The sequence below is a fragment of the Sphaerisporangium sp. NPDC049002 genome (assembly GCF_040649355.1).
GTDB lineage: Bacteria > Actinomycetota > Actinomycetes > Streptosporangiales > Streptosporangiaceae > Sphaerisporangium.
On record NZ_JBEZFH010000192.1, the window covers coordinates 1 to 14,728 of the forward strand.

Consider the following 14,728-nt stretch of genomic DNA (forward strand, 5'->3'; position numbering starts at 1 on the left):
GGCCACCAGCCGCTCCAGCGGCCCCCGCGCGCACACCGGGGAGATCGGCCGCGACAGCAGCCCGTCCACCTCGTCGAGCCGGCGGCCTGCAGGCCGGCACCCCGGGCTCAAAGGTCAGCTGGACTTCGCCAGCACGTTGTTGGCCTTCTTCTCCGCGTCAGAGAGGAGCTGGTCGATGTTGGCGTCCTTCCTGGTCAGCACCGCCGACATCGCCGTGTCGAGGATCGCGTAGATCTCCTGCGCCTTCGGCGGCTCCAGCTTGAACTGGACCGTGGCGTTGGCGTCGACATAGGTCTGGAAGTGATCCACGGGAATCGTCGCGAACTGCTTGCGCAGCTCCTGGATCTTCTTGCCCGGCTCGGTGCTGCCGAACAGGTCGATGTCCGGCAGTCCGACCGGCAGCCCGTCGGCCTTGGCCCGCTCGAAGTTGAACTGGCCCTGGCCGGGGGTCAGGAACTTGTACTCCAGCCACTGGAGGCCGGCCTTGATCTGCTCGGGGCTGGCCTTGGGGTTGAACATGTAGCCGTCGCCGCCGCTGAGGGAGTTGGTGGCCTCCGGCATCCCCGTGACGCCGTAGTCCTCGAACTTGCCCTTGAAGGTGTTGTTCACCTCCTTGACCACGTCGGGAGCGCCGATCATCATGCCGAGCTTGCCGCTGCCCATCATCCGCATCAGGTCTTCCCAGCGCAGCAACTGCTTGGTGCCCATGCTGTTGTCGGTCCAGCGCATCGTCTTGAGGTTCTCAAGGACGGCCTTGCCCTGGGGGCTGTTGAAGGCCGCGGTCTTGCCGTCGGCGCTGACCATCTCGCCGCCGCGACCGTACAGGGAGGAGGTGAAGTGCCAGCCGCCGGTGTTGCCGGCGCTGTACTCGCCGTACCCGACGTAGCCGGGGCCGAGCGCGGCGATCTTCTTGGCCGCGGCCTGCACGTCGGCCCAGGTCTTCGGCGGGGCGTCGGGGTCCAGACCGGCCTGGGTGAACAGCTTGCGGTTGTACACGAGCCCCGTCGAGTAGTTGACCCTCGGAAGGCCGTAGGTCTTGTCGCCGCTCTTGAAGACGCTCATGACGTCGGGACGGATGTCCTTCAGAGCGGGGACGCTGTCGAGGTACGGCGTGATGTCCGCCGCCTGCCCCTGGGCGATGATCTTCTGGACGTCGGTGTAGTAGACGTAGAAGACGTCCTCCATCTCCCCGCCGGCCAGCTTGGCCTGGAACGTCTCGGGAACGATGCAGGGGAACGCGTCCTTGCCCTCGACCGTGACGTTCGGGTGCAGCTTCTGGAACGCCGCGACGTCCGCGTCCCACTGGGCCGCTTCCTTCGGGTTGTTCTTCGGGGGCTTGCAGCCGACCGTGATCGTCACGGGGGCGTTGGCAGCGGGAGCTGAGGCGTCGGGCGACGAGGCGCCCTCAGGGGTGCTGCCGGCGTCGCTGCCGCATCCGGCAGCGGCAAGTGCGATGCCCGCACTGAGCAGGATCGCAAGGTTGCGGGGTTTCATGGGTGTTTCCCTCCTGGACTGCCCCCGACTACGAGGCTCAAGACTGGTACAGCTTCGCGAACCGGTTGGGAGCAACATATAGAGATAGACATATGTCAGCAAGAGTCCGTCGTGCATGATGCAAAAAAGTGACAGTGCGTCGATCGGTACGCCGTTGTGACCTCGACGGCACCGGAGCGGGGGTGACGTGGCACATCTCCGAGGGGGAAGGAGGAGACGCCGCCCACCTGGGCGGTGGCTTGACGGTGGGCGGTGAAGTCCTCGGACCCGCTCATGTGGTTCTCGACGTGGGCTAGTCGCGCGCCTTGACGGGCCCGGTCGAGCCGCGGACGACCAACTCGGGCTCGAACAGCAGCTCCTCGGCGGTGACCGAGCCGCCGTCGATCTGGTTCACCAGCAACGTGACGGCGGTCCTGCCGATCGCTTCTATGGGCTGCCGGACGGTGGTCAGCGGAGGGTTCGTACAGTTCATGAACGCGGAGTCGTCGAACCCGACGACCGAGATGTCCTCTGGCACCGACATGCCGAGCCGGCGCACCGCCCGCAGGACGCCGAGCGCCAGCACGTCGCTGGCGCAGATGATGCCGGTGATCCCGTTCTTGACCAGCCGGGTCGCCACGGCCTGGCCTCCCTCCAGGGAGAACAGGCTGCGCTCGACCGAATCGGGGCCCGACTCCAGCCCCGCCCTGCGCGCCTCGGCCTCGAAGGCCTCCAGTTTCCGCTGCGAGGGGACGTGGTCGTCCGGGCCGAGCACCATGCCGATGCGCGTGTGCCCGAGCGAGGTCAGGTGGCCGAAGGCCTGCTCCACCGCCACCACGTCGTCGGTGGCCAGGCACGGGAAGCTCAGCTCGCTGATCGCGGCGTTGACCAGCACCGCGGGCAGCCGGAGGTCGAGCAGCCGGAAGTAGTGCTCATGGGGGGCGTCGGTCTCCATGTAGTGCCCGCCGGCGAAGACCATGCCGGAGACCTGCTGGTCCAGCAGCATCTCCACGTAGTCGGACTCCGAGAGGCCGCCCGCGGTGCGCGTGCACAGCACGGGCGTGAACCCCCGCTGCGCGAGCGCGCCGCCGACCACCTCGGCGAGCGCGGGGAAGATCGGGTTGCCCAGTTCGGGAAGGACCAGCCCGACCAGGCGGGCACGCTCCCCTCGAAGCTGTGTAGGACGCTCGTAACCGAGCACGTCGAGCGCCGTCAGCACGGCCGCCCGGGTCGCGTCGGAGACCCCCGGCTTGCCGTTGAGTACACGGCTCACCGTGGCCTCACTGACCCCGACCTTCTTAGCGACCTCCGCCAGCCGACGTGTCGTCGAGCGCGGGGCCGCAGTATCGCTTGTCACGGTCGCAAATATACGTCAAACAGGTGCAAACGGTTTGCGCTGGGGTGGATGAGTTCCTCTGGCAACCCGTGGTGGACCCTCGTGAAAGCGTTTCATTGCCCTTGGGTACGGAAAATGCCGTGATCCAGTCGTTACCTTGCGCGTTTCCGTCGAAACATTGCGGTTATCTGTCCGTCATCTTATGGTGTGGGCAGTTCCGCCGGGCAAGCGACGGTCCGCGCGTCCCTGACCGCGAAGCGTCCGGCTCTTCGCATTCGCAGAAGGGTCCAGTCGATGAAGAAGACCGGCAGGCTACACGCCTGGACGACCGCCACGGTCGTGGCACTGGCAGCGGGAGCGGTCTCCGTCCCGCTCATGTCGTCGGGTGCGGTGGCCGCCACTGCGGTCGACTCACCATGGGACTTCGCCGGGCGTGGGGCCGGTGTGGCGTTCACCGAACTCGAAGCCGAGGACACGGCGCACGCTACCACGAACGGCCAGGTCATCGGCCCGGACCGCGTCTACACGCACCTCCCCTCGGAGGCGTCGGGCCGCAGGGCCGTCACGCTCGGCGGGGCAGGCCAGTACGTGGAGTTCACCCTGACCAAGCCCGCCAACGCGATGTCGCTGCGCTACAGCGTGCCGGACAACGCCGCGGGAACCGGTCAGAACACCACCGCCGATCTGCGGGTCAACGGCACGCACCTCAAGGACCTGGCCCTGACCTCCCGGTACGGCTGGTACTACGGCGGCTACCCCTTCGGCAACAACCCGGGCGCCGGTAACCCGCACCACTTCTACGACGAGACGCGGACCATGTTCGGGTCCACGCTCGCGGCGGGCACGAAGGTGCGCGTGCAGTCCAACGGCGGCATTCCGATCACCGTCGACCTGGCCGACTTCGAGGCCGTCCCCGGCCCGATCGGCCGCCCGGCGGGCTCGTTGTCGGTGGACGACTTCGGCGCCGCCCGCAACGGCACCACCGACTCCACCGCGGCGTTCCAGGCGGCGGTGGACGCGGGCAAGGCCCAGGGCAAGGTCGTCTACATCCCCGAGGGCACCTACACCCTGTGGGACCACGTGGTGGTCGACGGCGTCACCCTGGCCGGTGCCGGCCCCTGGTACAGCGTGCTCACCGGCCGCCACCCCACCCAGCGCAACCGGGCCGCGGGGATCTACGGCAAGTACGTCGGCAACGGCGGCCCGAGCCGCAACGTCACGCTGAAGGACTTCGCCATCATCGGCGAGATCACCGAGCGCGAGGACAACGACCAGGTCAACGCCCTCGGCGGCGCGATGTCCACCTCCACCGTCGACAACCTGTGGCTCCAGCACACCAAGGTCGGCGCCTGGATGGACGGCCCGATGGACAACTTCACCATCAAGAACAGCCGCATCCTCGACCAGACGGCCGACGGCGTGAACTTCCACACCGGCGTGACGAACTCGACGGTGACCAACACCTTCGTCCGCAACACCGGTGACGACGGCCTGGCGATGTGGCCGGAGAACGTGGCGAACGTCAACAACTCGTTCACCCGCAACACGGTGGTCCTGCCGATCCTGGCGAACAACATTGTCACCTACGGCGGCAGGGACATCAAGATCACCGACAACGTGGTCTCCGACACGATCTCCAACGGCGGTGGCATCCACATCGCCAACCGCTACCCCGGCGTCAACTCCGGCCAGGGCACCGCGGTCGCCGGCACGATCACCGTGGCCCGCAACACCCTGCTGAGAGCCGGCAACTCCGACTACAACTGGAACTTCGGCGTCGGCGCGCTGTGGTTCGACGGGCTGAACGAGCCGGTGAACGCGACGATCAACGTCACCGACACCGACATCCTCGACAGCTCGTACGCCGCCATCCACTTCATCGAGGGCAGCACCAAGACCGTCAACTTCACCAACGTCCGGATCGACGGCACCGGCACGTACATGATCCAGGCGCAGTCGCCGGCGACCGCGAACTTCACCAACGTCAGCGCCGCCCACATCGGGGCGGGAGTCGCGATCCACAACTGCGTCGGCACGGGGCTCGTCGTCAACCAGGGCACCGGGAACAGTGGCTGGAGCCCCAGCTCCACCACCTGCACCGGCCAGTGGCCGGCGCCGAACTACATCTACCCGGGCGGCGGCGGCACCACCACCCCGAGCCCCACGCCCACCCTGACCCCGACCCCCACGCCGACGACCTGCGCGCCCGGCACGGGTGACGTGGCGCGAGGCAAGACGGTGACGGCCACGAGCCAGAACCAGGGCTTCGTGGCGCAGAACGCGGTGGACGGCAACGCCGACACCTACTGGGAGTCGGCGAGCAACGCGTTCCCGCAGTCGATCACGGTGGACCTGTGCGGAATCGTCTCGGCGCGGAGCGTGGTGCTGAAACTGCCCCCGGCGGCGGCATGGAACACGCGCACGCAGACCATCGCGGTCCAGGGCTCCACGGACGGCAGGAACTGGACGCCGCTCTCGGCCGCCGCCGGGCGCACGTTCAACCCGGCCTCGGGCAACACCGCGACGATCACGTTCCCGGCGACCGACGTCAGGTACGTGCGGCTGACCTTCACCGGCAACACCGGCTGGCCGGCCGCGCAGCTCTCCTCGTTCGAGGTGTACGCCACCGGCGGCCCGGACCCGACGCCGACCCCCACCCCTCCGGCGGGCAACCTGGCACGCGGCAAGGCGACCAGCGAGAGCGGCCACTCCGACGTGTACGGGTCGGGCAACGTGGTCGACGGCAACGCCGGCACCTACTGGGAGAGCGTGAACAACGCCTGGCCCCAGACGGTGACCGTCGACCTCGGCGCCGCGACGAGCGTCAGCCGGGTGGTGCTCAAGCTGCCGCCGGCGGCCTCCTGGGCGACCCGCTCGCAGACGCTGTCGGTGCTCGGGTCCGCCGACGGGTCCTCCTACAGCACGGTGACGGCCTCCGCCGCCTACACCTTCAACCCGGCCACGGGCAACACGGCCACGATCACCTTCCCCGCGACCAGCCGGCGCTACCTGCGGCTGAGCTTCACCGCGAACACGGGCTGGCCCGCCGGCCAGCTCTCCGAATTCGAGGTCTACGCCTCCTAGCGAGTCCCGTCCCTCCCGGGAGGCCGGTCCTTCCCGGGAAGCCCGCCCCTCCCGGAGAGGGACACGAGGACCGGGTCCTCGGGGACAGGAGGACGCACCTGTCCCCGAGGCCCCTCAACCCGGGACCTCCAAAGACCCCGGACCAACCTGGACTGGTCCGGAGCCGATGCTCTCGGTGGAGGGACACCTCCTCCGAGAGCTCGGGCAAACGGTCCGGGACCCTACGAAGACGTCAGTCCAGACGAGCCGCGCCAGGCGGTGATCCACCAGACTGTTGTCCCCGACTTCGCCGTCGGCCCGGACAACAGTCTTGCGCGTACACCCTGGTTACGGGCGATCTGGCAATCTGTCGCCACACGGTCCCCGGCACCGAGAGGCCCTCCATGACCACAGAGAACGGCACGCGCCGCCTGTTCCCCCCAACGCTGCGGCTGAGCGGCCACGGCCTCGTCCTGCGCGAGTGGGCGCAGGACGATCTCCCGGTGATGGCGGAGCTGTTCGACGATCCGGCCATCGCCTACTGGACACCGTTGGTGTCGCCGTTCGGCCTCAAGGCCGCCCGCGATTACCTGGAGAAGGCCCGCCGCTCCCGCGCGACCGGGCAGCGCGTCCACCTGGCGATCACGACGGACGGCGGCCGGGCGAAGGGCGAGGTGCTGCTCAGCCGGAGCTTGGTGGACGACGGGACCGCGACCCTCGGCTACGCCGTCGGCGCGGCCTACCGGGGGCAGCGGCTGGCGGTCAGGGCCGTACAGGTGATGACCGACTTCGCTCACACGGAAGCGCGGCTGAACCAGGTCTTCCTGGAGATCGAGCGGGACAACGAGGCGAGCGTCCGCGTGGCCAGGGCGGCCGGTTTCCAGCTCACCGACGCCCCGCCCAGCGTCGTCGAGGACAAGGGCCGGAGCCTGAACTTGTACACCTGGTCCCACTCCCGCCCCTGAACCCCGTGGACGGCCCCCGTACGGCGCTCATGGCCGGACAGCGGGGCGTCGCCGCCTGCCGGACGATTCAGATCGGCTGGTCCTCGACGTGGAACGAGATGCCCCCCTGGTCGTCGATGGCGGCGTCGAGTGCCTTGTCGTCCAGGACGGTCGCGGCGATGGGGTCCAGGTAGACCTTGGCCCCCTCGCTCTCGACGACCTTGTCGGTGGTCTGGGGCCCGTCCGCCACGGACAGCATCAGCGAGCCCGCGTCGTCGTTCTGCGACGAAATTCGGATGCCCTTGTCGGTCGACTCGCCCGCTTGGGCGTTGAGGTCACGGATCACCTTGGCGGCGGTGTCTGTAAGCGTGAGCATTGCGTCTCCTCGCCAGGGTTGACTTGTTGGCTAATCCCGCCCATGCCCGCTTTTAACGGCATAAACCACCCGACCAAGCCCCGCGGGTCGAATCTAGCTAATAACCCGTTGACGCCCCATTGGCACGGCCAGGCCTCGCCGACCAGCGGAAACGGGTGCCACCTCAGGGCCGCGCGGGTGTCGTCGGTGGCCACCTCAGGGCCGCGCCGGTGTCGTCGGTGGCGGGCTCAGGGCTGTGCGGTGTCGCCCGGAGCGGCGACGCCGGGCCGGGTGAGGCGTTCGGGATCGACGACCCTGTCATACAGCGCCGGGCTGACGCCGGACCTCAGGGCGGCCTCCCTGAGCGTGAGATTCTCTTCGAGCGCGCGGTGGGCGACGCGCGCGGCCCTGTCGTAGCCGATCACCGGGCTGAGCGCGGTCACCATCATGACCGACCCGTCGGCGTACTCCTTGAGCTTGCCGGTGTCGAGCCGGGCGCCCTCGACGAGGTAGGCGCGGAAGTGGTCCATCGCGTCCGCCAGGATCCGCACCGAGTGCAGCACGTCGGCGATGATGATCGGGCGGAAGGCGTTGAGCTCGAGGTTGCCCTCCGCCCCGGCCATCGCCACCGCGCCGTCGTCGGCGATCACCTGGATGGCGACCATCATCATCGCCTCCGCCTGCGTCGGGTTGACCTTCCCCGGCATGATCGAGGAACCCGGCTCGTTGGCCGGCAGGATCAGCTCGTGCAGCCCCGCGCGGGGCCCCGACCCGAGCCAGCGCATGTCGTCGGCGAACTTGAACAGCGACACCGCCAGGGCACGCAGCGCCCCCGAGAAGCGGACCAGCGCGTCGCACGAGGCCTGGGCGGCGAACTTGTTCGGGGCGCCGGTGAAGGGATGACCGGTGAAGTCGGCGATCAGCGCCGCGACCTCGTCCCCGAAACCCGGGGGCGCGTTCAGCCCGGTGCCGACCGCCGTGCCGCCGACCGCCAGCCGGTACAGGCCGGGAAGCGTGTGGCCGAGGTGCTCGGCGGCGTCCTGGAGCTGGGCGGCGTACCCCGACCACTCCTGTCCGGCCGTCAGCGGGGTGGCGTCCTGCAGGTGGGTACGGCCGACCTTGACCACGTGCTCCCACTCGCGGCTCTTCGCGGTGGCGGCCTCGCGCAGCCGGGCCAGGGCGGGCGACAGCCGGTCGTGGACGGCCCGTACGGTGGCGATGTGCATGGCCGTGACGAACGTGTCGTTGGACGACTGGCTCATGTTCACGTGGTCGTTCGGATGGATCGGCTCCTTGCTTCCGAGCCGCCCGCCCACGAGCTGGATCGCCCGGTTGGAGATCACCTCGTTGACGTTCATGTTGGTATGCGTGCCCGAGCCGGTCTGCCAGACGTACAGGGGGAACTCGCCGTCCAGCTTGCCGCCGATGACCTCCTCCGCGACCCGGCTGATCAGCTCGGCCTTCCATCGCGGCAGGCGCCCGCCCCTGCCGTTGACGATCGCGGCGGCCTTCTTGACGTACCCGTAGGCGTGGTAGACGGCCTTCGGCATCCGGTCGTCGCCGATGGCGAAGTGGATCAGCGACCGCTGGGTCTGCGCGCCCCAGTAGTGGCAGGCCGGCACCTCGACCTCGCCGAGGGAGTCGCTCTCGACACGCGTCCCCGAGGCGTCCAGCCCGATCGGGACGTCCAGGATCGGTGGAACGGCGTCGTGCTCCGGGGCCACCGTCAGACCCCCAGGACCGGCCGGTACACCGGCTGCCACATCGCGTCCCTGACCTGCCGCGCGGGGTCGCGCGACTCGGCGCGGGCCAGGCCCTCCTTGGCCGCCCGCTCGGCCACGGCGACCGCGACCGTGGCGGACACCTCCCTGAGGTCGTCCACCTGCGGCAGCAGCGAGGCGCCCGGGATGGAGACGTCCACCATGCCGCCCACCGCGTCGGCGGCGGCCTGGAGCATGCCGTCCCCGATGCGCCGCGCCCGCGACACGATCGCGCCCAGGCCCAGCCCCGGGTACAGCAGCGCGTTGTTGGCCTGGCCGATGACGTAGGTGACGCCGTTGTGGGTGACGGGGCCGACCGGGATGCCCGTGGCGACCAGGGCACGGCCGTCCGTCCACCGGATCAGGTCGGCCGGCATCGCCTCGATCCGCTCGGTCGGGTTCGAGAGCGGGAAGATGACCGGCCGGTCGACGGCGGCGGCCATGGCGCGCACGATCTCCTCGGTGAAGGCCCCGTGCGCGGTCGAGGCGCCGACCAGCATGGTCGGCCCGACGCGTCCGACCACCTCGCCGAGCCCGATGCCGTCCTCGCCCCGCTTCCAGTCGGCGACCTCGGACGCCGGGCGGGCGTACGGCACCTGGAAGTCGCGCAGGTCCCGCATGTCGCCGGTCAGCAGGCCCTGCTTGTCGACCGCCCAGATCCGGCGCGTGGCCGTCTCGTGGTCGAGGCCGTCGCGGACCATCGCGTCGCGCAGCTGGTCGGCGATCCCGATGCCCGCCGTACCTGCGCCGAAGACGACGATCCGCTGGTCGCGCAGGGGAGTGCCGGAGACGCGGGCGGCGGCCAGCGTGGCCGCGAGCACGATCGCGCCGGTGCCCTGCATGTCGTCGTTGAAGGTGGGGATCCGGCCGGTGTACCGCTGCAGGATGCGCCGGGCGTTGGAAGGGCCGAAGTCCTCCCAGTGCAGCAGCGCGCCGGGGAACAGGCGGGTGGCCGCCGTGACGTAGGCGTCGATGAAGTCGTCGTAGCGTTGCCCTCGCACCCGCGCGTGCCGGTTCCCGACGTAGAAGGGGTCGCCGAGCAGCGCCTCGTTGTCCGTGCCGACGTCCAGCGCCACCGGGACGACCCGGGCCGGGTCGATTCCGGCGGCCGCGGTGTAGACGGTCAGCTTGCCCGCCGCGATGCCCGCGCCGCCGCCCACCCCCCAGTCGCCGATGCCGAGGATCTGCTCGGCGTCGGAGGCGACGATCAGGTCGACGTCGCCGGGACCCATGCCGAGGTTTCCGAAGGCCCGCTCGATGCCCCCCGGGTCGTCGACGGACAGGTAGACGCCGCGCGGCCTGCGGTACTCGTGGCTGTAGCTCCTGATCGCCTCGGCGATCGTCGGGTCGTACACGACCGGCAGCATCTCCCGCAGGTGGTCGGCCAGGAGCCGGTAGAACAGCACCTGGTTACGGTCCTGCAGCGCGTTCAGGTAGATGTTCTTGCGCAGGTCGGTCGGCTGTGCCAGGTACTGCGCGTACACGCGTCGCGCCTGCTCATCGAGGGTCTTGACCGCCGGGGGGATCAGTCCGTCCAGCCCGAGGTCCGCCCGTTCCTCCCTGGTGAACGCCGTGCCCTTGTTCAGCACCGGGTTCTGCAGCACCTCCAGGCCCCGCGCGGGAGTGGCATAGCCCCCATCGGGTCCCTCGCTGAACCCCCGCCGCACCCCACCCGGCCGTTCGTCCTTCTTACCCTCCCCAGACGGCAACACCCTCATCTCCCCGCGCCTATGAGCGGGGGCCCGCCCCCCAGGTGATCGCATGGCTAGGCTTCCCACCGCCCCGACCCCGGACGCCACGACCCCCGCAAAGTTTCGTCCAGATCATGCGCCGAGAGGCCTTCGCCGCCCCGTTGGCCGCCGTCCAGAACGCGGACACCGGCCCCGCGAGCGCCCAGACCAGCCGCGGCATGCTCGTCGGTCAGCGAGGATCCGGCGGTTCGCCGCGACGCCGTGGACTCCGACCATGCCCCGATCGTCGCGCGCTTCCGGGTGTGAAGGGGGTGGGCAGGCCGGGTCGCGGCCTGCCCACCAGGGGTCAGCGCCAGGTGTCGTCGCGCGTCGCCGTGCCGCCGCTCGGGGTGGTGAAGGACCGGTTCGGGTCGCTCTCCCAGGTGACGGAGCCGTCGGTGTTCTTCTTGATGTACTTGTACTGGACGGCCGTGTTCGCCGGCAGGCTCACCGTGGCCCGCCAGATCGGGTACGTCGCCGACGACAGGGCCACGGCGCCGGCGGGGTTCCAGTTGCCCAGCTCGGGGATGTTGCCCACGACGAAGACGTTCTGGCCCCACGACGTCGTCACGTTCGCGTTGAACGAGGTGGCGACGGCCGAGGAGGTCGGGGTGGGGGACGGGGTGCCGGTCGCGCCGACGCGGATGGCGACCGCGCCCTTCGCGGGGACGGTGACGTTCGCGGTGCCGCTGGAGCTCACGGTCACCGAGCCGCCGCCTGTCAGGTTGGCGTACGTCCCGGCGGGCAGGCCCGTCGTGAAGGTGCCGGAGTAGGACCCGGAGCCGTTGTTGATGGCCACCCATCCCTTGGCGCCACGGCTGAAGGCGATGACGCTGGAGCTGGGGGCGGTCCAGTTGGCCACCGAGGTGCCCTTGACCGTGTTGTGGAACCCGACCATGCCGTTGACGGCGCTGTCGCGGTGCAGGCAGGTCCATCCGCTGGAGCAGTTGGCGGCGGTCACGTAGCCGTTGCCGTCCGAGGGCGGCGAGGCGTCATTGTCGCTGAAGGTGAAGCCGTCGTAGATCTGCGGCGTGCCGTGGGTCCAGGCGAGCTGGAAGATGTTCGCCAGGTTGTAAGTGGAGCCGCTCTTGTAGGTCAGGGTCGAGCCGTTGCGCTCGGTGTCGTGGTTGGTGACGAAGGTGACGGCCTTGTCGCTCGGCTGCATCCCGCCCCAGCTCGCGCCGAAGGTCTGGAGCTCGGAGATGTTGCCCTCGAACTTCTGCTTGAGGTAGCGGCCGTACTGGAAGTCCAGCACGTCGCCGAGCCCGGTGTACTGGCTCGGCTGCACGGCCTCACCGGCGCCGTAGATCACTTCCTGGAAGATGTACGGGGAGCCGGTGACCTGGCTGTAGATGGCACCCACGTCCGCCGGGCTCATGTGCTTGACCGCGTCCACGCGGAAGCCGTCGACGCCGAGGCTCCGCAGGTCGTTGAGGTAGGTGGCGATCCTGGTCCGTACGTAGCTCGCGCCGGTGTCGAGGTCGGCGAGGCCCACCAGCTCGCACTTCTGCACGTTGTTCGCGCTGCCGGTGTAGTCGCCGTCGTGGATGGTGTTGTCGGAGTTGCCGCAGGCGTTCGGGTAGTAGTGGAAGTCGGCCGCCGAGTACGTCCCCGGGTAGACGTACTTCGAGAAGCTCCTGCCGCCGTACGACGTCGCGCCCTGGCCGGTCATGTGGTTGATCACCGCGTCGGCGTAGACCTTCACGCCCGCCGCGTGGCAGGCCTGGACCATGGACGAGAACTGCGCGCGGCTGCCCATCCGGCTGGTCAGGTCGTAACCGGCGGGCTGGTAGAGCTCCCACCACGAGTGGGTGCCCGAGAGCTTCATCGAGTCCTGCGGGGGCGACACCTCCACGCCTCCGTACCCGGCCGGGCCGAGAACGTTGGTGCACTCGGCGGAGACCGAGGGCCAGTTCCAGGTGAAGAGGTTGGCGATCACGTCGTTCGTGCCCGACGGGGCGGCCTGCGCGGAGCCCGTCGTCAGCGGGACGACGACTAGGGCGAGCAGAAGGGCGAGGACGGCGGTGAGGGTGAGCGGGCGGCCGGAGCGGGTCACGGCGGCGAGGGTGAGCGGGCGGCCGCAACGACGCCTCACGGCGTCCTCGGGCAGGGTGAGGGGACGGGATTTGTAGGATCTCACGTGGGGCCTCCAGGTTCGATGGATGCGATCCCGTGCCGGGCCGGGTGCTGCAACACCCGGTCCGGCGTGTGTCCCTCCCGGCCGGCGGACCGCCGGCACGTGGCCGATCGGTCCCGCGGCGCGGGAGGGGTGGTGCGCCTACGACCGCACGAAGACCGCGACCGTACGGGCCGGGACGGTCAGGGTGCCGGTCGAGGGGTCGAAGGCCGACTGCTTGACGACGGCGTCGTCGGAAGCCGCCTGGACCGGATGGAGGGTGACCTGGGTTCCCTTCAGCGCGGCCACGGTCTGCGACCGCGTCTGCGCCGACGCGTTGAAGACGACGGTGATCGACTTCCAGCGCGGGTCGACGCCGGAGGAGTCCAGGTGCATGGTGAGGACGCCCGGGGTCTCCGTCGCGCCGCTCGCCGGGAAGGACAGCCGCTTCTGCACCTCGGCCAGGGAACCGAGCGAGAACGCGGGGGAGGAGGAGCGGATCTTCAGCAGGTCGCCGAAGCGGGCACGGGCCGCGCCGATCGCCGCGCAGTCGGGCTTGAGCGCGGGGTCGGCCAGCAGCGGCTTGGCGTACGGCCACTTGGCCTCGTTGTCGGCCTTGGGCGGCAGCCCGGCGCCGAAGCCGTTGCCCGCCGAGCAGTCCCACAGCAGCCGGTTGAACCAGTCGCCGGAGTCGAAGGAGTTGCGGTCCAGGGACTTCGACCGCAGCCGCTCGGTCCCGGCGTTGAGGAACGCGGTGCCCTGCGACAGCAGCACCGAGGCCAGCGAGAGCGACTGCATGCGCACCCGGTCGGACATCGGCGTGGCCTGCGGCAGCTTGTAGGCCAGCGCGTCGAACAGCGTCTCGTTGTCGTGGGCGTCCACGTAGTTGACGGCCTCGCCCGGGGCGCCGGTGTACCCGGCGGGGGAACCGTTGTAGTCGACCTCCGAGCCCTTGACCTCCTTGCCCGACGAGGCCGTGAACCGGAAGTCGCGCAGGTTGCCGGTCAGCCCGACCTTGATCAGGTCCTGGTAGTGCAGGAGCCGGGCCTCCTGCTGCTCCGCGGTGCCGTTGGCCTGTGAGCCGTTCGGCGCGCCCGCGAGGCCGGAGCCGAAGCCCTGCACCCGGGGGTCGGCGTCGAAGGGGGTGCCACCGCGCACCGCGTCACGCAGGCGGTCGTTGAACGTGCCGACACCGGTGCCGGCCATGTTGGCCTGCGTGGCCTGCACGAAGCGGGCGTTGTCCGCGACCTCGCCGAAGTTCCAGCCCTCGCCGTACAGGATGATCGACTTGCCGTCGACGCCGTCGCGCGCGACCGTCAGCCGGTCGAGCGCGGCCCGCACCGCGAGGATGTTCGCCTTCGGGTGGTGGCCCATCAGGTCGAAGCGGAACCCGTCGACCTTGTACTGCCTGGCCCAGGTCACGATGGAGTCGACGACGAGCTTGCCCATCATGGCGTTCTCGGGCGCGGTGTTGGCGCAGCAGGTGGAGGAGGCCACCGTGCCGTCGTCCAGCAACCGGTGGTAGTAGCCGGGCACGATCCTGTCGAGCACCGACTTGGGGTCCTGCCCCGCGGCGTAGGTGTGGTTGTAGACCACGTCCATGACGACCCGCAGCCCGGCCCCGTTGAGCCCGGCCACCATCGACCGGAACTCGCCGATGCGGCGTGACCCGTCCGGGTCGGTGGAGTACGACCCTTCGGGCACGGTGTAGTGCACCGGGTCGTATCCCCAGTTGAACGAGTCCTTGGCGGCGGTCTTCGCGACGCAGTCCTGCTGCTGCTCGGAGTCGGCGGGCATCGAGGGCAGGTCGCACGACGGCTCGGTGCGGTCGGCCCTCTTCTCCGGGACGCTCCCGAGCCTCCCGGGCGCAGGGCGTTGGGTACTGTGGGGTGTACACACCTGTCCTGGCCCAGGTCAGGAAGTTGATGTGGCCGTCCGCGTTACGCGCGAC

At 69.7% G+C, this 14,728-nt stretch carries 9 protein-coding genes; 2 read left to right on the forward strand and 7 right to left on the reverse strand.

What is annotated here, in order from left to right; all coding sequences use genetic code 11:
• Positions 1-114: 114 nt before the first annotated feature.
• The gene (locus AB0B89_RS28620; RefSeq protein ID WP_358559024.1) at positions 115-1,494 is read right to left on the reverse strand and encodes an extracellular solute-binding protein; all 1,380 of its coding nucleotides are present in this window, start codon (positions 1,492-1,494) and stop codon (positions 115-117) included.
• A gap of 292 nt (positions 1,495-1,786) precedes the next feature.
• The gene (locus tag AB0B89_RS28625) at positions 1,787-2,830 is read right to left on the reverse strand and encodes a LacI family DNA-binding transcriptional regulator (RefSeq protein ID WP_358559026.1); all 1,044 of its coding nucleotides are present in this window, start codon (positions 2,828-2,830) and stop codon (positions 1,787-1,789) included.
• 273 nt (positions 2,831-3,103) lie between these two features.
• On the opposite strand from AB0B89_RS28625, the gene AB0B89_RS28630 reads away from it, so the two are divergent.
• Together AB0B89_RS28630 and AB0B89_RS28635 are read left to right on the forward strand one after the other, a co-directional pair.
• Entirely contained in the window at positions 3,104-5,893 is a 2,790-nt protein-coding gene (locus AB0B89_RS28630) for a discoidin domain-containing protein (RefSeq protein WP_358559028.1), read from the forward strand.
• Positions 5,894-6,276: 383 nt separating this feature from the next.
• Entirely contained in the window at positions 6,277-6,837 is a 561-nt protein-coding gene (locus tag AB0B89_RS28635; RefSeq protein WP_358559030.1) for a GNAT family N-acetyltransferase, read from the forward strand.
• Positions 6,838-6,904: 67 nt separating this feature from the next.
• Here the strand turns inward: AB0B89_RS28635 and AB0B89_RS28640 are convergent, their stop codons facing one another.
• The 5 genes from AB0B89_RS28640 to pulA all read right to left on the reverse strand — a co-directional run bounded on the left by AB0B89_RS28640 (position 6,905) and on the right by pulA (position 14,574).
• A complete protein-coding gene (locus AB0B89_RS28640) occupies positions 6,905-7,192 on the reverse strand; it encodes a Fe-S cluster assembly protein HesB (RefSeq protein WP_358559032.1) in 288 nt (95 codons plus the stop codon).
• A gap of 227 nt (positions 7,193-7,419) precedes the next feature.
• Positions 7,420-8,934, reverse strand: coding sequence for a class II fumarate hydratase (locus AB0B89_RS28645; protein ID WP_358559034.1), 1,515 nt, complete (start codon positions 8,932-8,934; stop codon positions 7,420-7,422).
• Entirely contained in the window at positions 8,898-10,643 is a 1,746-nt protein-coding gene (locus AB0B89_RS28650) for an NAD-dependent malic enzyme (RefSeq protein ID WP_358559036.1), read from the reverse strand. The genes AB0B89_RS28645 and AB0B89_RS28650 overlap by 37 nt, the downstream gene beginning before the upstream one ends.
• Positions 10,644-10,968: 325 nt before the next feature.
• Positions 10,969-12,801 (reverse strand): carbohydrate-binding module family 20 domain-containing protein, encoded by a 1,833-nt coding sequence (locus AB0B89_RS28655; RefSeq protein ID WP_358559038.1) that lies wholly within the window; start codon positions 12,799-12,801, stop codon positions 10,969-10,971.
• A gap of 138 nt (positions 12,802-12,939) precedes the next feature.
• The gene (gene pulA, locus AB0B89_RS28660; RefSeq protein WP_358559039.1) at positions 12,940-14,574 is read right to left on the reverse strand and encodes a pullulanase-type alpha-1,6-glucosidase; all 1,635 of its coding nucleotides are present in this window, start codon (positions 14,572-14,574) and stop codon (positions 12,940-12,942) included.
• Between the last annotated feature and the right edge of the window lie 154 nt (positions 14,575-14,728).

Bases quoted from the DNA above. Each gene is read 5' to 3' on its own strand.
- AB0B89_RS28620 (WP_358559024.1), bottom strand. From the start codon at position 1,494: ATGAAACCCCGCAACCTTGCGATCCTGCTCAGTGCGGGCATCGCACTT.
- AB0B89_RS28630 (WP_358559028.1), top strand. From the start codon at position 3,104: ATGAAGAAGACCGGCAGGCTACACGCCTGGACGACCGCCACGGTCGTG.
- AB0B89_RS28635 (WP_358559030.1), top strand. From the start codon at position 6,277: ATGACCACAGAGAACGGCACGCGCCGCCTGTTCCCCCCAACGCTGCGG.
- AB0B89_RS28640 (WP_358559032.1), bottom strand. From the start codon at position 7,192: ATGCTCACGCTTACAGACACCGCCGCCAAGGTGATCCGTGACCTCAAC.
- pulA (WP_358559039.1), bottom strand. From the start codon at position 14,574: ATGCCCGCCGACTCCGAGCAGCAGCAGGACTGCGTCGCGAAGACCGCC.